The organism is Parabacteroides sp. TM07-1AC, from assembly GCF_003480915.1.
In the GTDB taxonomy this organism is placed as follows: Bacteria; Bacteroidota; Bacteroidia; order Bacteroidales; family Tannerellaceae; genus Parabacteroides; species Parabacteroides chongii.
The window spans coordinates 754,225-775,592 of record NZ_QUKD01000001.1; the positions used below are offsets into that span (position 1 = coordinate 754,225).

Genomic DNA, 21,368 nt, shown 5'->3' on the forward strand with positions numbered 1-21,368 from the left:
CTGAACGATGCTAAGACCCGGGTCTTGAAGGTGTCGAGACCCGGGTCTCAATAATATTTAGTAAGTATGTTATTGAAAATAAGAAGTATACTTCGTGAAAACAAACAGGTATTTTTATGATAGTATGACAGTACAATTTCATACTATCATACATACTATCACAGAGTAAACAGCATGAATTTCAATGTATTCAAAACATAGAATGATAGTATGACAGTTACTTTTTCAATCTACTGGTTATAAAGGATCACCACAAAATAATCATCTTCTTTGCTTCCGTTGCTTCTTTAGAATTATCAGTACTTACCGCTGCGCGATAAATATAAACACCCGGACGCACATGAGTTCCCGAATTATTTCTCAAATCCCAGTCTATCGTATAGTCTTTGAACAGTTCGGAAGAACCTGTCTCTTCATGCTTCCAATGCAGACGACCTGTCATGTCGTAGACCATGATACCTACTTTCATCCGGGATTCCGGACGGTTGTGCGTAATATGAAATTCGACATTTCCCCTCGCAGGTGTAGGAGTTGCGATCACATTGGTGATGAAAGGTTTTAGACCTTCAACAACATTAAACCGGAAAGTATGAGTTGTCGGATTTCCCTTTATATCCCATACTTTAAAAACAGCTTCATGCTCACCTGCGCTCAACTGTGGTATACCAAATCTTACCTCACCTTCTCCTTTCCGTCCAAATACATTATCATAGTAGGAATTCAGATTATAACTGGTAAATGGTTTGTTATCAATCATCAGCATGATATCATGTCCAACGCCTCCTTCGGTTATATCAACTCCTGTCTGATCCCATAAATGGGCATAAAAGAAAGGAGTCGCGTTTACTTTGTCGCCACTGACAAACGTTGAATCATTCAAATAGAGTTTTAATATTTCCGGCCCTTCATGATCTTCTACCGGATTGTCGGAAGTTCCTTTCACTGTGTAATTGGTAAAATTACCCTTTGCTTCTATCTTTTGGTCACTATCAGCCGCATATAAAATCATTTTGCCGGCTGCTCCGGAATAGGAGATATTGCCGGGAACATAAAAGGAGAAATTGAATTTACCATTCTGTACCATAGTAGAACCTTTATAAATAAGGTTTTTATAGTCCTTATATTTAAAAGCCGTATCATTTTTAAAGTTATTCCGTGTAGTTATTTCTACTTTACTATCCATTACTTTCACTTCCAGCCTTCCGTTAAAATTATCAAGAGAGGAATTATCCGGAGCAAGGATTTCCCCTTCCACACTCACTTCATCGTAAGCTCTTAAACTTGTCGTATGTCGAATGGCGTCTTCACCATTAACCGTATTTATACGTATTTTGTGAGAGGGTATTTTCAGCTTTAAAGCAGGATCACCAATAAAGGTAAAGTTCAGATTCTTCGATCTCTTAAAACGATAAGAATTCTTCACCTCTTTAACGACATCTCCCAAAGCCGGATACAGACCATTAAGATCCGGTTTAAATAATTCATGAAGGAATTTATTGTTTATCTCATCATTATCATATCCGTAAGCAACCCGAACAGTTGTATATAAAGCAATACCACCACTCTTTTCATTTAGAAAAACACTTTCTCCAGCCGATGTCGCCAATGCATCAAAACGACAGAAATCGCATGTAGCAGTAATCCACAAAGGCAATTTAGGATAAACAAACTTATCGATCATCTGTTGCGTCAGGACTTTTTCGTCAGACCACGAAGTTGTATTACCATGTCCTGTATAATTAACCAACATCAAGCCATTTTTCAACTTTTTATTCAGGTCTTCCGTCACAGCCAAATATGGATTTGAATTAGAGTAATCCTTCACGTAGTTGTCAAAAAACAACCTGCCGGCAAGCATATCCTGCGCCTGATTCTCCACTGTTTCTGCAGCATTATTTGCATACTTCATATGATCGTTGGCTTTTTTGTCATTTGCATCTGCATTATCCGCATTACCTCCATCATCAGCCACAAAACAAGCCTCACTTTTCCAGATTCCCAACTCATCATTATTCATGTAACGGATCACTTTATCGACCATTTTCCGAGCTTCGGATACCGAACGGATAGGAAATCGTCCAATGCCTATATCCACTGTACTTATCTCGATAGGATAATCTTCCGAGCCTTCTTTATCTTCTAAAAAGCCGAAATAGTCATCCGACACATAAGAGTTTTGATCTAATGAATTCTCCGACTGAAATGTGAGCAGGAAATTAGCTTTCTCCTTATCACTCATCTTACTCCATGATTCCGTAACAAAACGATTATCGTAGGCACCATCACCGAACAGTAACAAATATTTCGGGCGATTCTTTTCTGCAACGGCTTTATCATACAGCATTTTCATGAACCTTCTATAGGCAGTAGCATCAGGTGTTCCACTGGAAAATTCATTATATATTTCTTCGGGGGTCACCACTTCTACACGTATATCATCATGTGCAACCTTCAATCTCTCCGCTTCCTTTCTCAGAGCTGATGGAGAAATAATAATCATATCGATATCAGACCAACTATGGAGATTGCGGCATTCGACTGTTCCTTTGCTGACCGGTGTCGGAAAATCTGAACGATCAGTCCGAACCAAAACAAACTCCCTCAGTATCTTACTTTCCGGAATAGTAAATGATAAAGTAGAACCGCTCAATTCGGTTTCCATTATTTTACAGTTGACCGGATCTGTTATATCCAAAACCCGGCAAGCCGAATTTGCTCCTTCTATAACAAACCTGGATACATTATTCAAGGCTTCAAAGGACCGGAAAAAAGTATAAGGTTCATTATAAGCCTTCAACTGGCGCTTTACGTTCAAACGAATGTAATCCACCAAGGCATCCGTACTTGCTTTCTGCCCCTTTTGATATTCTATTTTAACGCTCAGATCATCTCCGGCTTTGTATTGATACTCCTTAACCACATTTACATCATACCCTTTGGTATAGGTTCCACCCAATAAAGATTTATTCCTACCCACAGGTTCATTACCGGCAAATGATAATGTGACCGCACCTGTCATCTCTGCTGTAGTAGTTTGCACGACCAATTGACAATCGACGTAAATGCCATCCTCAACTATTCCCAATATCTCCGGATTTCCAAAGTCTTTAAAGGTTTGAGAATGTTGTGACAACTTCTCAAACAAACGTCTACCCGACAAATTAACAGATGTCAAATCCTTTTCATGCAACAGATGATCATCAAAAGTTTGAATCCTCCGACTGGCAGATTTATCACTGCTTTTAATTTGCACCGGCACCTTGGCATCGGCCCCGTCTGTCAGAAAATAATATCCATAGAGGGAATATGGGTTATTTATATGAATAAAATGATTGAATGCCTCATTATCATTATTAGTAGTAGCCTGTTTCCACTTTGTTGTTCCCCTTCCATAAAAAAGCAGGTATCCATCTTCTTTTAATACCGGAACAGCAGGCAGATCATCCACATAGGGTTTGGTAAAATCTTCCTCCAACGGCCAACCGCCATAGCCATAGACTGCGACTTTTGAAGGATCGTCGAAACCCATATTCTTCAATTCGGAATAAGTCAGTTTATATATTCCGTCTTTTTCGATCTGTATTTTCACCCAGTGTCCTTTGCTTAATACAGAATTGTCCGCATAGCGTCCATTTGCTTCCAATGAAAAAGAAAGGCAGAAACAAAGTAAGAATGCAATACTAGTTATTGCTGAGAATCTTTTTTCGTGTAGCTTCATATTTTCAACTATTCAATGATCTTTTAACGCTTTCTGTTTTGATTTATTATAAAAGAGCTGGAGAATCAAAAAATAAGTTCACTAACTTTGTTGAAATTGAAAATGACTTAAACAAACAGATCAGATGAAGAAAACATTATCGAATAACCTGTTGACTATTCAGGTGTCACCACATGGAGCCGAACTCAGCAGCATCGTTGCCAACGCGACCGGTAAAGAATTTTTATGGCAGGCAGATCCGGCTTTCTGGAAACGCCACTCGCCCGTTTTATTCCCTATCGTGGGCAGTGTGTGGAATAACGAATACCGCCATAACGGAAAGACATACAAACTATCACAACACGGTTTTGCACGGGACCGGGAGTTTGAACTAATAAAGGAAACTGATACGGAGTTGCGTTTCCGGCTACAAGAAAACGAAGAGACATTGCAGATATATCCTTTCCCGTTCTGCCTGGAGATCGGTTATAAACTGGCCGGTAACCAGATCGAAGTTTTATGGTACGTAAAAAATACCGGAAACGAAGAACTTCATTTCCAGATCGGGGCACATCCGGCTTTCTATTTTCCGGACTACGACAAAGAAGATCAGAAAAGAGGTTTCTTTGCCTTTGATAAAACACAGGGATTGACATACAAACTGGTCGAGGAGAAAGGATGCATCGGAGAGAAAGAATATCCGCTTGTACTTGACAAAGAAGGCTTGTTACCACTGGATACACACACTTTCGACAAAGATGCGTTAGTCATTGAAAACAACCAGATCAACCGGGTCGACTTATTGAAACAGGACGGAAGCACCTCACTCTCCGTATATTTCACGGCACCGGTTGTCGGCCTTTGGTCGCCTCCTGCTAAAAATGCGCCTTTTGTTTGCATCGAACCGTGGTACGGACGCTGTGACCGGGTCGATTATACGGGAGAATATAAGGATAAAGACTGGATGCAACATTTGGAGCCGGGAGAAGTGTTTGAGGCTTCCTATTTTATCGAAATTTATTAATTACTTTTGGCTTGATCCAAAAGTAATCAAAAGATCAAGGCTGCACCGGCTTCGCTGCTACGGTGAAAGACTACGCTCAAAAATCCGAAACTCGCTACGCTCAAACAACGGATTTTTTTAACCGCTTCGTCTTTCCCCTTCGCGGACGCTCACCCGCTGAGGCCTTTCCAAGGAAGCTTTGCTTCCTCTTAGGATTGCCGATACCGATACCTATATATTATAACAGATACTTTCAGTCTTAGCAAGCAGTATCGGCAATCACAAGAGAACGCTTTGCGTTCTATGAAAGGCCTCAGCTGACGAGCGTTAAGCGCAGCAGCCGGAGTGAGCGCCCGGAGCATCCGCTGTTTGAGCGTAGCGAGTTTCGGAGGCGACAGCGAACGCAGGATGCGGAGTAGCGAGGCAAGTGCAGCCTTGATCTTTTGGTTACTTTTCTATCAAGAGAAAAGTAGCTCTACTTTAAACCTCTATTCTTCAGCAGCGGTTCCGTATTCGGTTCCTTGCCACGGAAGTTTTTATACATATCCATTGCATCATCGATACCGCCCGGAGTAAGAACATACTGGCGGAATTTCTGAGCTACGTCTTGATTGAAAAGATCACCGCTTTCCTTATAAGCCTGATAAGCATCGGCATCCAATACTTCCGCCCAGATATAACTATAATAACCGGCCGTATATCCGCCACCCATCGTATGATTGAAATAAGTCGTACGATAACGGGAAGGAATCTGTTTCAACAAGCCACGGTCACCCAGGACAGCCTCTTCAAACTTCATCACATCGGCACCTTCATGTACTTCTTTCAATACATGGAAATCCATATCCAGCAAAGAAGCAGCCAGATATTCGGTCGTTGCAAAACCCTGTCCGTATTTACCGCTCTTATCCAGTTTCTCGATCAGTCCGGCAGGAATCACTTCATTTGTTTCGTAATGTCTTGCATATTCTTTCAGCAACTCCGGTTCAAACACCCAATGTTCCATAACCTGTGATGGCAGTTCCACGAAATCGCGGGGAACACCCGATACGCCATAATAATGCACGTCCTTAAACAGGTTATGCAGGCCATGACCGAACTCATGGAATAATGTTTCCGCCTCGTCTGCACTCAGCAAAGCAGGTTGTCCGGGAGCCGGTTGGGAAAAATTACATACAATCGTAACAACCGGACCGAGACGTTTGCCATCTTTGTAAGTTTGCGAACGATATGTTCCACACCAGGCTCCGCCACGTTTGCTGGCACGAGGGAAGAAATCCATATACAGAACCCCCAGATGCGTACCGTCTTTATCCTTACATTCGAAAGCCTGAGCATCCGAATGAGGTAACGGTATATCTTTGATCGGAGTAAATGTTATACCATATAACTTGTTAGCCAAAAGGAAAGCGCCGTCACGCACATTTTCGAGCTTCAGATAAGGACGGACCTGATTCTCGTCCAAATCGAACTTAGCCTTTTTAGCTTTCTCGAAATAATAACGCCAGTCCCAACCTTCCGCTTCAAAATTGCCGCCTTCTTTCTTGATCTCTGTATTGATATCAGCCAGTTCGTCTTTAGCTTTAGCCAGTGCAGGTTTCCAGATCTCATCCAAGAGAGCATATACCTGTTCCGGCGTTTTTGCCATACGGTCTTCCAACACAAAAGAAGCGTAGTTGTCATAACCCATCAGTTTGGCTTTTTCCAGACGGAGAGTGATCAATTTAAGTACAACGTCTTTGTTGTCGGCATCATTGCCATTGTTCCCTCGGTTGATATAACCTTTGAAAATTTTTTCACGCAACGCACGGTTGTCGGCATATTGCAGGAAAGGCATCACACTCGGATTATGCAACGTGAAAAGCCATTTGCCTTCCAGACCAGCCGAACGGGCAGCTACTTCAGCATTCATGACCAGACTCTCCGGTAATCCGGCAAGGTCGTCCTTATTATCTACAATTAATTGGAAAGCATTCGTTTCTTTCAGCATATTTTGTCCGAAAGTCAACTGAAGCATGGATATTTCGCTATTCAGTTCACGCAAACGAGCCTGTTGTTCTGCATCCAGGTTTGCTCCGCCACGGACAAAACTTTTATAGGTTTCTTCCAGTAATTTCTTCTGTTCTTTATTGAGATTCATCGATTCCTGATTCTCATACACCGTTTTTACACGGGCAAACAAATCCGGATTCATACGAATATCATCACTGTTCTTTGAAAGTAACGGAGATAATTCACGGCTCAATGCCTGCATCTCATCATTTGTATTCGCACTGTTGAGCCCGTAGAAAATTGCACTTACCTTACGCAACAGATCACCACTCTGGTCGAGTGCGACAATCGTATTTTCAAAATCGGGAGCAGCTTCCTGTTTTACAATCTCTTCTACTTCCTTTTGCTGTTGAGCGATACCTTCTTTAAAAGCAGGCATATAATCATCCAGTTCGATCTTATCGAAAGGAGGAACACCGAACGGAGTTTTGAACTCAGTTAAAAGAGGGTTTTCTGTCATGGTTTCTGTTTTATTTCCTGACGAACCACAGGCTGTCAAAACAGCGGCTAATCCGGCAGCCATAATTGTTTTCTTCATTATGTTTTGTTTAAGTTACTAATTTGCACAAAGATAGAAAAAAGTTGACAGTTGACAAATGACAGTTGACAGATAAGCTTTGCGCTTATATATTGTCTTCTATCATTTGCCAACTGTCAATAATAAATTCAGCCAGTCAACCTAACCGTAACTGTCAATTGTCAACTGTCAACTGTCTTGTCAACTATTTCAGTCCCCTGTTTTTCAGCAACGGCTCGATGCTCGGCTCCTTTCCCCGGAAATTCTTATACATATCCATAGCGTCATCGATACCACCCGGAGTAAGGACGCACTGACGGAATTTAGTAGCCACTTCCTGGTTAAAGATATCACCCGTCTCTTTATAAGCATCAAAAGCATCGGCATCCAGTACTTCCGCCCAGATATAACTGTAATAACCGGCAGTATATCCGCCTGTCATTGTATGACTGAAATAAGTAGTACGGTAACGGGGAGGAATCTGGCTGATCAATCCTCGTTTATTCATTACATCGGCTTCAAAGGCTTCTACATCCATATTTGCCGATTGTTCCTTCAGAATATGATAATCCATATCCAGCAAAGAAGCTGCCAGATATTCGATGGTAGCAAAACCCTGTCCGTATTTACCACTCTTTACGATCTTATCCACCAGCTCCTGAGGAATCACTTCGCCGGTCTGATAATGTTTGGCATATACTTTCAAGACTTCCGGTTCGAACACCCAGTGCTCCATGACCTGTGAAGGCAGTTCTACGAAATCGCGGGGAACATCCGAAACACCATAATAATGAACGTCGCAGAACAATCCGTGCAGCGCATGACCAAATTCATGGAAGACTGTTTCAGCTTCATCCGCGCTCAACAAGGCAGGTTGTCCGGCAACCGGTTTGCTGAAATTGAACACAGTTGTAACGACCGGGGCAACTTTCTTTCCGTCTTTGTAGGTCTGCGAACGGTAACTGCCGCACCAGGCTCCGCCGCTTTTACCCGGACGGGTATAGAAGTCCATATAAAGAACGCCCAGTAAAGAACCGTCCTTGTCCTTGCATTCGAAAGCGAAAGCATCCGGATCCGGTTTCGGGATATCCTTAATTTCCGTAAAGGTTATTCCATACAATTTATTAGCAACATAGAAAGCACCTTCACGCACATTGTTCAGCTCCAGATACGGACGCACTTCGTTTTCATCCATATTGAATTTTGCCTGACGCGCTTTGTCGGCATAATAACGCCAGTCCCAACCTTCTGCATTGAAGTTACCTCCTTCTTTCTTTATTTCAGCATTAATATCTGCGAGTTCCTCTTTCGCTTTTTTCAGTGCCGGTGTCCAGACCTGATCGAGCAGGTTATACACGTTCTTTTCATTCTTGGCCATATTTTCATCCAGCACGAAAGCAGCAAAGTCTTCGTATCCCAACAACTTCGCTTTATCCAGGCGCGCAGCAACCAATTCTTTAACGACATTCTTATTATCATTTCCATTGTTGTTGTTTCCGCGGTTGATGTAAGCCTTAAACATCTTTTCGCGCAACGAACGATTGTCAGCGTATTGCAGGAAAGGCATCACGCTTGGGTTATGAAGGGTGAAGACCCATTTGCCTTCCATCGAATCGGCTGCGGCAGTCTCAGCAGCAGCGGCAATCACTGATTCAGGCAGACCGGCGAGATCTTCTTTCTTATCGACTACCAATTTAAAAGCGTTCGTTTCTTTCAATACATTCTGTCCGAAAGTAAGTTCCAGCACAGAAATCTTCTCATTCAGTTCACGCAATTTCGCTTGTTTGTCTGCATCCAGATTTGCACCGCCACGCACAAAACCTTTGTATGTTTCTTCCAGTAGTTTGGCCTGTTCTTTATCCAGATTCAGTGATGCCTGCTGGTCATAAACCGCTTTCACACGGGCGAAAAGGGCAGGGTTCAGATTGATATCGTCAAAATGGGCAGACAGGATCGGATAAAACTCCTGCTCAAGTGCCTGTATTTCGTCGGTCGTGTTCACACTTGACTGCCCACCGAAGGCATACATGACCTTGTTTAACAACTCCCCTGCCTGATCGAGAGCCACAATCGTATTCTCGAAAGTAGGCTTTTCGGTATTATTGACAATGGCATCAATCTCCTTTTTGTGTTCTTCCATTCCCTTTTCACAAGCGGGCTTGTAATGTGCCACCTCGATCTTATCGAAAGGAGGAACACCGAACGGTGTCGTATACTCTGTAAAAAACGGATTGGGTGTAGACTCGGCTACATCGCTTTTCTTTGAGGAGTTGCAGGCTCCTAAGACTACTGCCAGGCTGGCAGCCATAAGCGTTTTATTCATAACTATGATATTGTAAGAATTAATTTATGTCTACATTAATTATATAATAGGTGGTGCAAAGATAGGGAAGTTTTATTTTACTTTGTTCCCCTAATAGTATAAATAGAGTAACCATGAATAGAATATGTGACTTATTCGGTATAAAATACCCCATTATACAAGGTGGGATGGTTTGGTGCAGCGGTTGGCGACTGGCTTCGGCTGTCAGCAATGCCGGGGGACTGGGATTGCTCGGTGCCGGCTCCATGCATCCCGACACGCTGCGCGAACATATCCGCAAATGTAAAGCGGCGACCGACAAGCCCTTCGGAGTGAATGTCCCGTTGATGTACCCGGAAATAGAGAGCCTGATAAATATTCTGGTGGAAGAAGAAGTAAAAATAGTCTTCACCTCTGCCGGAAGTCCTAAGAAATGGACGCCTTTCCTGAAAGAACATGGTATGACAGTGGTCCATGTGGTAAGCAGTTCCCTGTTTGCCGTCAAATGTGAAGAGGCAGGTGTCGACGCCATTGTTGCCGAAGGCTTTGAAGCCGGAGGGCATAACGGACGTGAAGAGACGACGACGCTCTGCCTGATCCCTGCCGTGCGCCGGGCTACCTCTCTCCCGCTGATAGCCGCCGGAGGAATAGGTACCGGTGATGCTATGCTGGCTACTTTTGCCCTCGGTGCGGAAGGTGTACAGATCGGTACCCGTTTTGCCCTGACGGAAGAAAGTTCCGCTCATGAGAACTTCAAACAGCTTTGCCTCAGCCTCAATGAGGGAGACACGAAGCTATTGTTGAAGAAGCTTGCTCCTACCCGCTTGGCAAAAGGCGATTTCAAAACGGCAGTGGAAGAAGCCGAAGCACAAGGTGCATCCGTAGAAGATATGCGCGCTTTACTAGGCAAAGGCAGAGCCAAAAAAGGTATATTCGAAGGGAATCTGGAAGAAGGAGAACTGGAAATCGGACAGGTTGCCGCCTTATTCAGAAAAGAGCAGACAGTCTGCGAAGTGATGGAAGAACTTGTTGCCGATTATCGAAAAGCACTTGCCGGACTGAACAACGAAGCTAACCTATTCTAACCGGGTATCCGGTGTCCTGATAATTTCCTCGTTAGGAAACTGGAGTTTCTTGCCTGGGAAACGCCAGTTCCCTGCCGAGGAAATTGCAGTTCCCTGCGCAGGAAACTACAGTTTCCTTATTAAAAAAATTTAGGAAACTGCAAGTCCCTGACTGATAACCTATTCAGGCAAAACCGAAGAGATCACTTTATTTGTCCTTGAAAGCCTGTATTTTCGACCAGCCACGGCAGGTTAAACCGGTAATGATTCCGGCTACTCAGCAGATGGATGACCTGATCCGGTGACTGTGTGGCAGCCAGATAACCACGGGGTTCGGCATGCGTACTGTCCATATTGAAAAAGCCTGTCCAGGCGCCACCGTCCATAAAGCGGCGTTTACCATCCGTCAGCAGCTTCTTCACCGGCCATGTTTTCCCTTCATCGAAAGACAGGGCGGCATACATCCCGTAACCGGTGTACTCATTACCGTCCTTATCTTTGAAAGTCATTCCGTTCAATCCATTTTTCAAGCGGAAAGGATGGTTAGTAAACGAGATCAGTAAAAGAGGTCCTTCACGCAGACGCATCAACACCAGGCGCTGACCACCGTCGATCGGAGGAAACTCGGATGCACTATATGTCCAGGTACGGCCGTTGTCTTCCGAGATACTCATGGGCATACGCTCCAAACCGTTTCTATCGACAATACCGTCGCCACGTCCCAAAGCCATAAAACGCCCGTCAGACAATTGCACTACACCGGCATGAATCCCGGCAATGGTTCCGCCCGAAGCCCCCGCTTTGAATGTACCGGGATTAGTCTTTCCCATATCTTCCCAAGTCAGACCGTTATCTTTACTGAGATGAAAGGCTGTACCTCCGTTACTTCGTGGCGTTGCATCGGCGGCTTGTACCAACCAGCCTTCTTTCGTAACAAAAGAGCCTGCTATCACCTGGTGACGGCGGGTATGTTCAGGGGCAACCATACGGGGACGACTCCAGGTTGCACCGTTATCGGTACTCGTACGCATGACCATAGCCAGTGTTTCCCAGGTTCCGGCAGCCTCCATACCGTTCATGTGAATCAGTGTTCCGTTATTATTCAGTAGGGACGAACCGGTCACATTCCGGTCAGGAACCCGGAAGAATTCACGCGGTTCGGTCCATTCGGTTGCCCCCGGCTTCAGTCGGCTCTCAAGGATTACCATTTCCCTACCCGACTCCTCGTCGCAGGTAAACCAGATAGCCAGCAGATCGCCATTATCGCACCAGCTGACAGCCGGACAATGGTTATGTTTATAGAACGGAACACCCGAAGAGCAGTCCGGAGTATTTACATAAACAAGAGGTTCGGCAAAGAACGGGGCTGTCGACGGAGTTCCCCAGTTATACTTTTGTTGGGAAACTGTTTCCTGCGAAGCCGGTTCGAGGGCTGAAAGTGGCTGGCTTTGCGGCATGTCAGCCTGCACGACACGGAATCCGGTCAGCCAGTGTTTATCCTCCGGCAGCATGGCCATACGGTTTGCCGAACGCAGGAAGCGTTCCGGTGTGCTATGGCTTCCGCCGCGTGTCACCTTGTATAAACCGTCAGCACGACCGACCGGGTCTGTCTGTGCAGAGGCTTCGTACGGACCGTACCAGTCACTGCACCATTCCTCTACATTGCCGTGCATATCGTAGAGACCGAAAGGATTAGGAGGTGTTTTGCCAACCTGGAGGCAGATAGTCGAATCCGTTCCCCACACATTTTGCTGGTTTTTATGATACACGCCATGCAGTCCGTCATCCATCCAGAAGTTCCAGTAAGAACCGGCACGGCAGGCATATTCCCATTCTGCTTCTGTCGGCAGACGGTAAGTTTTACCTTCTTTCTCCGAAAGCCATTTACAGAAGGCTTCCGCTTCGTAATAATCGACAAAGATAACAGCCTCGTCGTCACCTTTCGAGAGACCGTATTTGCCACGTAGTTCTTTGTGGGAAGGGTCGAACTGTTCGTACTGGGCGTTAGTGACTTCGGTGGCGCCCATCAGGAAAGGTTTCGTGATCGTTACCGGATGGATCGGAAATTCGTCATAATGCTCGCCTTGTCCGTGGCTTCCCATGTGAAAGGAGCCTGCGGGAATCGGAGTTAATTGCATTCCCAGGCTATTCTTTTCCTGGGCATAGGAATTAAAGGCACCTAAAACTATCAGACAGCAACATAAGATCGTAGCGTTTTTCATATTCATTCATTTTTCCATATTCCGGGAATAAAGATACAAAAAAGGTCCACGCCTGAAAAGACATGGACCTTAATTATTTCACTCAAAAGGAGTATTACAACTTGTATTTATAAAGTTGCGCCATCACCTTCTGATATTCATTCTGCAACTGCATATAATTCTGCATGCTTTGATAAAGTGTCGTCACATCGACAAAGTACTCGATCATACTAATCTGCCCGCTTTGGATGGCTTTATTCAGCAATGCCAGGCTGTTTTGCTTCTTCAATACTTCACTGTATTCATCGATGGAAGCCTTCAAGGATACAGAACGGTTATAAAGCTGCAAAAGTTCGCTCTCGACAGCCGTCTGCATACTCTCCGTCTGCAATTCCGTATAAAGGCTCTGCGCCTTGGCCTGTTTCACCTTGTTGCGATTGGCAAACAACGGAATGCTGACACCTACCAGAAAACCGTTGAAACGTTCGCCGCCCGAAGATGGATTCATGCGATAGCCTAACTCAAAAGAAGGCAGACCTTGCGTACGGCTGACACTGATTTGTTTCCGGGCAGCCGTCTGTTCACTGCGCAGCGACTGCAAACGACGGTCGGAAGAAATAATTTCCTGCTTCAGATCGGCAATCGATACGGGCGCATCTACCGGCGTATACACGGTATCGGCAAACTGGATCTCAATGCCACCGTTCAGCATCGCCAACTCATGAAGTTTGGCAATACGGTTGGCTTCGTTTATCCGGGCTTCATTACGAACATTCAGCAATTCGAGGTTGATCTTATTTGTCTCCAGGATATTGGCATCGCCATTCTGCAAACGTTGTTCATAAAGAGCTGAAAGTTGTTCAGCATTTTGGCGACGTACATCCAGCAGGCTCTTTTGCTGATTGAGCAACACTAGATCCAAACAGACTTCTTTCGCTTGCAGCAGGATTTGCTGACGAAACTCTTCCCCCTGATGTTCGATACTTTCTCCACGCAACTTCGCCAACTTTCCACGCTGAGCATAAAGCGAAGGGAAATCGAACGATTGTGAAGCTACAAGTTCGCCGGTAAATCCCATACCTTCCTTATTCCCGTAAAGATGGGAATAGGTAACGGTCGGGTCGGCGAGGTTATTATCCAGCTTGGCTTCCAGTTTTTGGGAAGCGACAAGCTGCTTATTCGCCTGCAATTCTTTATTGTTGGCTTCGATACTGCGCAGAACCCCATCTATGGAATGTTGTCCGCTCGCAGAAAACACAGCCGAAGCCAACAGCGTAATTACTATGAATTGTTTCATTTCTCCTTATTCATTAAAAGATAGACAATAGGAATAATAAATCCGTTCAGGAAGGTAGACGTCAGCAACCCTCCCAGGATCACAGTGGCCATCGGGCTTTGTATTTCGTTACCCGGCAGATCTCCGTTCAATGCTAACGGGATCAAAGCCAACGCAGAACTCAAAGCTGTCATCAGGATCGGATTCAGACGGTCTAGCGAACCGTGTATCACCGCATCATATACAGAAAAACCTTCACTGCGCAACTGAGTATAGTGGCTGATCAGCAACATACCGTTTCGGGTAGCAATACCGAACAGGGAGATAAAACCGATAATAGCCGGAATACTGATCTCGCCGGATGTCATCCACAAGATCAGCACGCCACCGATCAAAGCCAACGGCAGATTCAACAGGATCACACCGCTCTCCTTTGCATTCTTGAATTCATTATAAAGCAACAGGAAGATTACCAGTAAAGACATCAAAGATGTCAATAACAAAGTCCGGCTGGCAGCCTGTTCGCTTTCGAACTGTCCGCCGTATTCGATATGATAACCTTCGGGCAACTGGATAGAATTCCCGATCTTATTCTGGATATCGTTTACGACACTGCGTAGGTCACGTTCGGATACGTTCCCGCTAATCACCAGCTTACGCTGTACATTTTCACGGTTAATCGTATTCGGACCGGTTACGGAGCGAACTTCGGCGATATAACTCAATGGGATCTTCTTTCCCTGTGCATCGATCATTAGATTACGGATATCCTCCATGGTTGCACGGCTTTCGTCGGAAGTCTTTACGGTCAGGTCGAATGTCTTTCCGTCGTCATAGACCTGGCTGACTACTTCACCTCCCAACATGACATTTATATACTCTTCAAACTCCGGCAGAGGTATTCCATACTTTGCCATCAGTTCCCGTTTGGGAGTAATGGTCAGCTGCGGACGTTCGATCTGTTGTTCCACCTTCAAATCGAGCAGGCCCGGAATGCCTTCGATAGCACTTTTGATATCGTTGCCGATCGTAAACAGACGGTTCAAATCGGTTCCGAACAGTTTGATTGCAATATTGGCCTCCGTTCCCGAAAGCATTGCATCGATACGGTGAGAAATAGGCTGGCCGATCTCGATATTGGCACCACTGATGGTCGACAGCTTCTGACGCACATCGTTCATGACGGCATCGCGACTACGATCTTTCAATTGGAAAGGTGCTTCAATCTCAGAAACGTTTACACCCAAGGCATGTTCATCCAGTTCGGCACGTCCTGTTTTACGAGCCACTGTCTGAATCTCCGGAACTTGCATCAGCAGCTCTTCTGCACGGTGTCCCATCCGGTCTGACTCTTCCAACGAGATACCGGGCAATGAACTTACATTGATCGTAAACGAGCCTTCGTTAAAAGGCGGCAGGAAACTACGTCCCAACGTAAAGAATATACCCAACGATATGACGAACAACCCTATCGTACAGCCCAGCACAATCGACTTATGAGCCAAAGCCACCTTCAATGCAGCACCATACACATTCTTCAATTTGCTGGCAACCCACGACTCTTTATCTATTTTCTTATCGGTTGCTTTACGGTTCAGCAGATAGCTACATAAAACCGGTGTTAAAGTAAGCGCCACCACCGTAGAAGCGAACAAGGCGACAATAAACGCAATCCCCAGCGGAACCAACATACGGCCTTCCATACCACTCAGGAAGAACAGGGGAACAAAGCTCACCACAATAATCAATGTCGAGTTCAGGATCGGCATACGCACTTCGCGGGAAGCATCATATACAACATCCAGGATCGACCGTCTTTCTGCCTCCGGCAGCATCCGGTTCTCACGTATCCGCTTAAATACATTCTCCACATCGACAATGGCATCATCCACCAACGATCCGATGGCAATCGCCATACCTCCCAGCGACATCGTATTAATGGTCAGCCCCATATAATGCAAAACCAGGATAGAGACCAGCAATGACAGAGGCAACGCCACCAATGAGATCACCGTTGTGCGGATATTCATCAGGAAAAGGAAGAGCACAATCACAACGAAGATACTTCCTTCAAACAAACTGTTCTTTACATTATTAATAGAACTGTCGATGAAACGGCTCTGACGGAAAATATCGGTAGATATATTTACATCGGCAGGCAAACTCTTTTGAAGGTCAGCCACAATTTCATCCAGTTTATTTGTCAGGTCGATCGTACTGGTATTCGGCTGTTTGGTAACCGTGATAAGGACAGCATGTTTGCCCCGTTCGGATGCCGTACCCAATTTAGGGCTTTTGCTTCCTACTTTCACTGTAGCCACATTCTCCAGCAGAACAGGAAAACCGTCCACAGTCTTGATCACACCTTTTGCCAGTTCTTCCGCTTTCGGAGTAGAAAGGACACCACGAATGATATACTCATTATCGTATTCGTACAAGACACCACCATTTGCATTACGGTTCATGTTACGGCAAACCGTCAGCACCTCATTCAACCCTACTCCATAATGTTTCATGCGGGCAGGATCGAGTAAGATCTGATATTCTTTGATATCTCCCCCAATCACGGCTACCTGTGCCACACCTCCGGTAGATAATAAACGCGGACGGATCGTCCAGTCGGCAATTGTGCGCAGGTCCATTTGGGTGGTGGCGGTTTCCGCAGGGGCGGTTCGCGAACCGCCCGTACCGGCGGGGTTATTTTCATTATCCTTAGTCGTCAAGCCGATGATCATCATTTCTCCCAGGATAGAAGATTGCGGTCCCAGTGTCGGCTTCCCTACATTCTCGGGAAGACTTTCACTTACAACCGCCAGTTTCTCGGAAACGATCTGACGGGCACGGTAAATATCCGTTCCCCAGTCGAACTCCACCCATACAACCGAAAATCCGGTGGTAGAAGAAGAACGTACACGGCGTACATCCATCGCTCCGTTTACAGCCGTTTCGACCGGGAAAGTAACCAGACGTTCCACTTCTTCAGGAGCCATCCCGTTTGCTTCGGTCATGATAACCACGGTCGGAGCATTCAGGTCGGGGAACACGTCTACATCCGTATGAAAGGCTGTATAAGTTCCCGCTATCATCAGCAGCAATGCACAGATCAGGACAACCAATCTGTTATGCAGCGAGTAATATATTATCTTATTCAACATATTCTGCTCCTCCCATTAATGATTGTGAGTATGAGCCGGAATAGCATTAGAAGCAGAGGCGAGTTTAATCTGATAAGCGCCTTGCGTTACGACCACGTCACCCGGTTTCAAGCCGGATAATATCTGTACTTCAGAACCATTATTCGCTCCCAGTTTTACTTCCTGCTTTTTATAACCTTCTTCATCGAGACGGATAAATACAGAATAAATACCTTGTTCTTCTATCAGGGAGGAAACAGGGACACTCAACACCTCCTGCATCGGAGTAGCAAGCAGATAAATCTCGACGAAAGAACCGGGAATAACGGCTCCTTTATTATCAAACTCAAAAGTAACAGGAATATAGAAAGAATTGGTATCCGACGCTTTTCCATACGAAAGCAACCGTCCGTGAAGCTCGGAGAGCTTATATACCTGCTCATCATAAGGAGTACGGAAATTAGCAGACTGAATAGCCGGAAGATATTGATAATACTTTTCCGAAACCTCGGCACGAAGCACCAGACGGCTATTCTGAGAGATAGTTGCCAGCGGTTGCCCCACTGTCACATAGTCCCCTTCTTTTACCTGAAGATTCTTCAAATATCCGTTCATCGGAGATACCACCGACACGCCATTCTCTGTCTGCTTACCGGCAACAGCATCATAAGCAGCCTTTGCGTTTTCATAATTCAAACGTGCCTGTTCAAAATCTTTAGCCGAAACAATCTTATCTCCTACCAACTGCTGCATACGCTCATATTCTTTCCTGGCTGTTTCGTATGCATATTTGGCACGGGCAGCTACATTCCCTTCCGACAGGGAACTGGAAGCCAGGCTCAGGATCGCCTGCCCTTTCTTTACCGGAGTACCGTCAACAAATGATAAACGACCGAATGTCACAATACCGGGAACAGTCGCAACCACCGTTGTTTCATCCCCCTGTGCTGCCAGTACGCTTCCACTGGTTTTTATAACATCCGTAAAAGAAGCCGGTTCCATCACTTTTGTCTGCAACCCGACAGCTTTCGCCAATTCTTCTTTAAAAATGATTTCGTTGGAATGTGCACCTGCTGCAGCTTCGTTCCCATGATCATGGCCTTCATGCTCGTCTCCCTCGTGTTCGTGATCATGACCTTCATGTTCGTGATCGTGTCCTTCTTCATGTTCATGTGCTTCATGATCATGGTTATGCTCTTCAGGCTTAGCAGCTCCGCCGCCACAGCTTGCGAATATGTAGGCACATAAAACCCACAATAAATATATCTTTCTCATTGTATTATAATATGTTATAAATGCAAATAAAATAGTTCGGCGTCTTGCTTAAAACACCGGAATGCGAATAAGGTTCGCTCCTATCAGAAACAATTATAACACAGGAGGGGCACGCAGTCCGCCGGAGCACGTAACCCAGGTATCGTGCAGAGACTCAATATAAAAGGCTCGTTCGCGATCGAACGTTTGTCCGTACAGCAACGGAACAGGAGGGTTAATATAATCAAATAAAACTTGCAAAGGGAAAAGTAAGTGACTTACATCAGCATTTGTCACATGCGACAAAAGAGATGTAAAAAGGGCCAGATTATGCCCGTTGCATCCGCAATCGTGGGAAGACGAGCTTTTATGGTTATGTTCAGTCAACGATTTGAAACAAGGCATACCGTTACTGTGATGATGATGTGGCACCACAACCGAAAGCAGCATGATGATACTTGCCACCAGCATTATGTAACGGATTATATGTTTCTTCGCTCTCATGATTTATGTTGCAAAAGTAAAAAGTTTATTTTGCAACTCAAAGGCAAACAGCAGATATATAGAAAAAAAAGACCGGCCGAAAGTCACCTCCCAGCCGGTCCGGTTATTCATGGTATTAGCATTAGCGGTCTACTCATTCTGATTATACAAGCAAATGTTTGGTTAGGTCAATAATTTATAAACAAAAAATCTAAGACTAAAATAAAATAAAGTTCATCCATTCTAATGCTATTTCAATTAACATCACTTAGTATTAATATTAAACTGCAATAACTATTCGTTCAAACCATCATTGCCGTCTCTCTTAATTGAGATATGCGAATTTACGAAGCAAATACGGGAGTTCTATTTCGCAAATAAGGTATTTTGAGACGCGTCTATTTCTCATTCAAGTATTTACCGACTCGTCTTTTTCGAAAATAAGTAACATGGAGACACTTTAACGTCTATTGTTGCGTTTTCCGAAACAATACGCATTGTTTATTGTTTAATAATTGAACATATATATTATTTAAAAGGGAGAATTGGAATGAATACAGATGTATTAAATACAAATCTGATCGAGGTAATGAAAGATAAAATTCCGGATGGGGTCAACTTAGCGAACACCCTGATGGATATTCTTTATATAGGAAAAGAAGCCGTATACAGAAGATTACGCGGCGAAGTCCCTTTCACCCTCAATGAAGCTTCTATAATTTCAAAAAAATTGGGAGTTTCCCTGGATCAGATCGTGGGTATAAGCTATACTAATAACGCAATGTTCGACCTGAATCTTTTACATTATTCAGATCCTATCAAAACGTATTACGCGATTCTTGACCACTATGTTGAATTATTTGAATCCTTACGGGATGATCCGACCTCGGAACTTAGTACGGCTTCAAATATGATCCCCCAGACTTATTACCTGAAATACGATAATTTGTCCAGGTTCCGGCTATTCAAATGGATGTACCAGAATGAAAAGGTAAATTGTGTAAAGTACTTTTCAGAACTGAATATACCAGATGATCTCAAACGCGCCCAAAAGGCATTCGTAGAAGCAAGCTCATATATACAGACTACGCATTATATATGGGATAGCATGATGTTTCATTATCTGGTGAACGACATAAAGTATTTCGCCAGTGTTCATTTAATTACAGAAGAAGAAGTCACCAAACTACAGGAGGAACTCCTGCAACTATTAAACGATCTGGAAACAATCGCTTCCAGAGGGAAATTTGATTCAGGTAAGGATATACATATATATATATCCAACATCAATTTTGAAGCCACATACAACTATGTGGAAACATCGAACCAGCAATTAAGTCTGATCCGGATTTTTTCAATCAACTCGATCACTTCGAGGGATAAAGAGATGTGCAAAAATATGAAGGAATGGATTCAGTCCTTACGTAAATTCTCCACGATGATATCCGAAAGCGGCGAAATGCAACGGATACAATTCTTCAAAAAACAACGGGAGATTGTAGAGAATATGTAATAAGGCATGAGTTTTTATGTTACTATAATTGAAAAAGGACGGTTATCTTCTATAGATTTCCGTCCTTTTCATATGATATCATTATCAGATCTTACTTATCCAGCTTTTCACAGATAAGTTCTGCGGCTTTCTTTCCGCTCATCAGCATACCGCCGAAGATCGGCCCCATACGGAAACTTCCGCTAACTCCGTTGGCAGCCATACCGGAAACAAATAATCCCGGATAGATCTCTTTTGTGTTTTCAACGGTAGTCTGTTCACCCAGTTCCACATTCAATGAACGTTCACCGATCACACCGCCTGTCGGGGTATTCAGTCGGATATCGTTCTTGCGGGCAACTGTACGGGCTACTTCGCAGTCATGTCCTGTACCTTCCAATACAGCTTTAGCCATAATAGTCAGCGGGTCCACATGCATACCTTCGCGGATTACCGGAGCCCAGTTCACTACAACACCGGCTACGGCATCGTTATGGAATACTACGTCTTCCACCGAATAACAGTTAAAGATAGTAGCACCGGCTTTTGTTGCCTGATAGATCAATGCAGAAGTAGTATGAACTGAATCCATTATATAAGTACCGTTGCCTGCATCATGATAAGAAACACCCAGTTCCTTTATGATCGGCATAGCTTCTTCCTGTACGACAATATCATTAAACATCATAGCACCGCCCCACATACCTCCGCCGGGAGCCAGTTTACGGTCGAAAAGAGCCACTTTCTTACCGGCTTTAGCCAAATAATAAGCTGCTACGATACCGGAAGGACCACCACCTACGATAGCCACATCAATTGATAAGTTGCTCTTCAGTTTTGCAAAATAAGAGTCAATAATTCCTGTTGAAACGATCTGTTCCATTACATTAAAT

General features: G+C 44.4%; 12 protein-coding genes. 3 read left to right on the forward strand and 9 right to left on the reverse strand.

What is annotated here, in order from left to right; translation table 11 throughout:
• Window positions 1-247: 247 nt before the first annotated feature.
• Window positions 248-3,718 carry a type IX secretion system sortase PorU gene (gene porU / locus DXD68_RS03280; protein ID WP_122360272.1) on the reverse strand — a complete coding sequence of 1,157 codons (3,471 nt, stop codon included), beginning with the start codon at window positions 3,716-3,718 and terminating at the stop codon, window positions 248-250.
• A gap of 124 nt (window positions 3,719-3,842) precedes the next feature.
• On the opposite strand from porU, the gene DXD68_RS03285 reads away from it, so the two are divergent.
• Window positions 3,843-4,721, forward strand: a complete 879-nt coding sequence (locus DXD68_RS03285) for an aldose 1-epimerase family protein (RefSeq protein WP_122360273.1) — start codon at window positions 3,843-3,845, stop codon at window positions 4,719-4,721.
• 454 nt (window positions 4,722-5,175) lie between these two features.
• Here DXD68_RS03285 and DXD68_RS03290 read toward each other — a convergent pair whose 3' ends face one another.
• Together DXD68_RS03290 and DXD68_RS03295 are read right to left on the reverse strand one after the other, a co-directional pair.
• Window positions 5,176-7,290, reverse strand: a complete 2,115-nt coding sequence (locus tag DXD68_RS03290; protein ID WP_122360274.1) for a M3 family metallopeptidase — start codon at window positions 7,288-7,290, stop codon at window positions 5,176-5,178.
• A gap of 184 nt (window positions 7,291-7,474) precedes the next feature.
• The gene (locus DXD68_RS03295) at window positions 7,475-9,592 is read right to left on the reverse strand and encodes a M3 family metallopeptidase (protein ID WP_122360275.1); all 2,118 of its coding nucleotides are present in this window, start codon (window positions 9,590-9,592) and stop codon (window positions 7,475-7,477) included.
• 113 nt (window positions 9,593-9,705) lie between these two features.
• Here DXD68_RS03295 and DXD68_RS03300 point away from each other — a divergent pair, with 113 nt between their 5' ends.
• Complete coding sequence (locus tag DXD68_RS03300) at window positions 9,706-10,656, forward strand: NAD(P)H-dependent flavin oxidoreductase (RefSeq protein WP_122360276.1); 951 nt, start codon at window positions 9,706-9,708, stop codon at window positions 10,654-10,656.
• Between the two features lie 182 nt (window positions 10,657-10,838).
• Here the strand turns inward: DXD68_RS03300 and DXD68_RS03305 are convergent, their stop codons facing one another.
• The 5 genes from DXD68_RS03305 to DXD68_RS03325 form a co-directional block, all read right to left on the reverse strand.
• Window positions 10,839-12,857 carry an SUMF1/EgtB/PvdO family nonheme iron enzyme gene (locus DXD68_RS03305; protein WP_122360515.1) on the reverse strand — a complete coding sequence of 673 codons (2,019 nt, stop codon included), beginning with the start codon at window positions 12,855-12,857 and terminating at the stop codon, window positions 10,839-10,841.
• 94 nt (window positions 12,858-12,951) lie between these two features.
• Window positions 12,952-14,133 carry a TolC family protein gene (locus tag DXD68_RS03310; RefSeq protein WP_122360277.1) on the reverse strand — a complete coding sequence of 394 codons (1,182 nt, stop codon included), beginning with the start codon at window positions 14,131-14,133 and terminating at the stop codon, window positions 12,952-12,954.
• Window positions 14,130-17,267, reverse strand: coding sequence for an efflux RND transporter permease subunit (locus DXD68_RS03315; protein WP_122360278.1), 3,138 nt, complete (start codon window positions 17,265-17,267; stop codon window positions 14,130-14,132). Before DXD68_RS03315 ends, DXD68_RS03310 begins: the two co-directional genes overlap by 4 nt.
• Before the next feature lie 15 nt (window positions 17,268-17,282).
• Complete coding sequence (locus tag DXD68_RS03320) at window positions 17,283-18,521, reverse strand: efflux RND transporter periplasmic adaptor subunit (RefSeq protein WP_122360279.1); 1,239 nt, start codon at window positions 18,519-18,521, stop codon at window positions 17,283-17,285.
• A gap of 93 nt (window positions 18,522-18,614) precedes the next feature.
• The gene (locus tag DXD68_RS03325; RefSeq protein ID WP_199715364.1) at window positions 18,615-19,004 is read right to left on the reverse strand and encodes a DUF6769 family protein; all 390 of its coding nucleotides are present in this window, start codon (window positions 19,002-19,004) and stop codon (window positions 18,615-18,617) included.
• A 529-nt stretch (window positions 19,005-19,533) separates the two neighbouring features.
• Between DXD68_RS03325 and DXD68_RS03330 the strand changes: the two genes are divergently transcribed.
• The gene (locus DXD68_RS03330; protein WP_122360280.1) at window positions 19,534-20,496 is read left to right on the forward strand and encodes a hypothetical protein; all 963 of its coding nucleotides are present in this window, start codon (window positions 19,534-19,536) and stop codon (window positions 20,494-20,496) included.
• A 91-nt stretch (window positions 20,497-20,587) separates the two neighbouring features.
• Here DXD68_RS03330 and DXD68_RS03335 read toward each other — a convergent pair whose 3' ends face one another.
• Window positions 20,588-21,358 carry a sulfide-dependent adenosine diphosphate thiazole synthase gene (locus tag DXD68_RS03335; RefSeq protein ID WP_122360281.1) on the reverse strand — a complete coding sequence of 257 codons (771 nt, stop codon included), beginning with the start codon at window positions 21,356-21,358 and terminating at the stop codon, window positions 20,588-20,590.
• Window positions 21,359-21,368: the final 10 nt, after the last annotated feature.

Bases quoted from the DNA above. Each gene is read 5' to 3' on its own strand.
- DXD68_RS03305 (WP_122360515.1), bottom strand. From the start codon at position 12,857: ATGAAAAACGCTACGATCTTATGTTGCTGTCTGATAGTTTTAGGTGCC.
- DXD68_RS03315 (WP_122360278.1), bottom strand. From the start codon at position 17,267: ATGTTGAATAAGATAATATATTACTCGCTGCATAACAGATTGGTTGTC.
- DXD68_RS03300 (WP_122360276.1), top strand. From the start codon at position 9,706: ATGAATAGAATATGTGACTTATTCGGTATAAAATACCCCATTATACAA.
- DXD68_RS03295 (WP_122360275.1), bottom strand. From the start codon at position 9,592: ATGAATAAAACGCTTATGGCTGCCAGCCTGGCAGTAGTCTTAGGAGCC.
- DXD68_RS03285 (WP_122360273.1), top strand. From the start codon at position 3,843: ATGAAGAAAACATTATCGAATAACCTGTTGACTATTCAGGTGTCACCA.
- DXD68_RS03320 (WP_122360279.1), bottom strand. From the start codon at position 18,521: ATGAGAAAGATATATTTATTGTGGGTTTTATGTGCCTACATATTCGCA.
- porU (WP_122360272.1), bottom strand. From the start codon at position 3,718: ATGAAGCTACACGAAAAAAGATTCTCAGCAATAACTAGTATTGCATTC.
- DXD68_RS03325 (WP_199715364.1), bottom strand. From the start codon at position 19,004: ATGAGAGCGAAGAAACATATAATCCGTTACATAATGCTGGTGGCAAGT.
- DXD68_RS03290 (WP_122360274.1), bottom strand. From the start codon at position 7,290: ATGAAGAAAACAATTATGGCTGCCGGATTAGCCGCTGTTTTGACAGCC.
- DXD68_RS03310 (WP_122360277.1), bottom strand. From the start codon at position 14,133: ATGAAACAATTCATAGTAATTACGCTGTTGGCTTCGGCTGTGTTTTCT.
- DXD68_RS03335 (WP_122360281.1), bottom strand. From the start codon at position 21,358: ATGGAACAGATCGTTTCAACAGGAATTATTGACTCTTATTTTGCAAAA.
- DXD68_RS03330 (WP_122360280.1), top strand. From the start codon at position 19,534: ATGAATACAGATGTATTAAATACAAATCTGATCGAGGTAATGAAAGAT.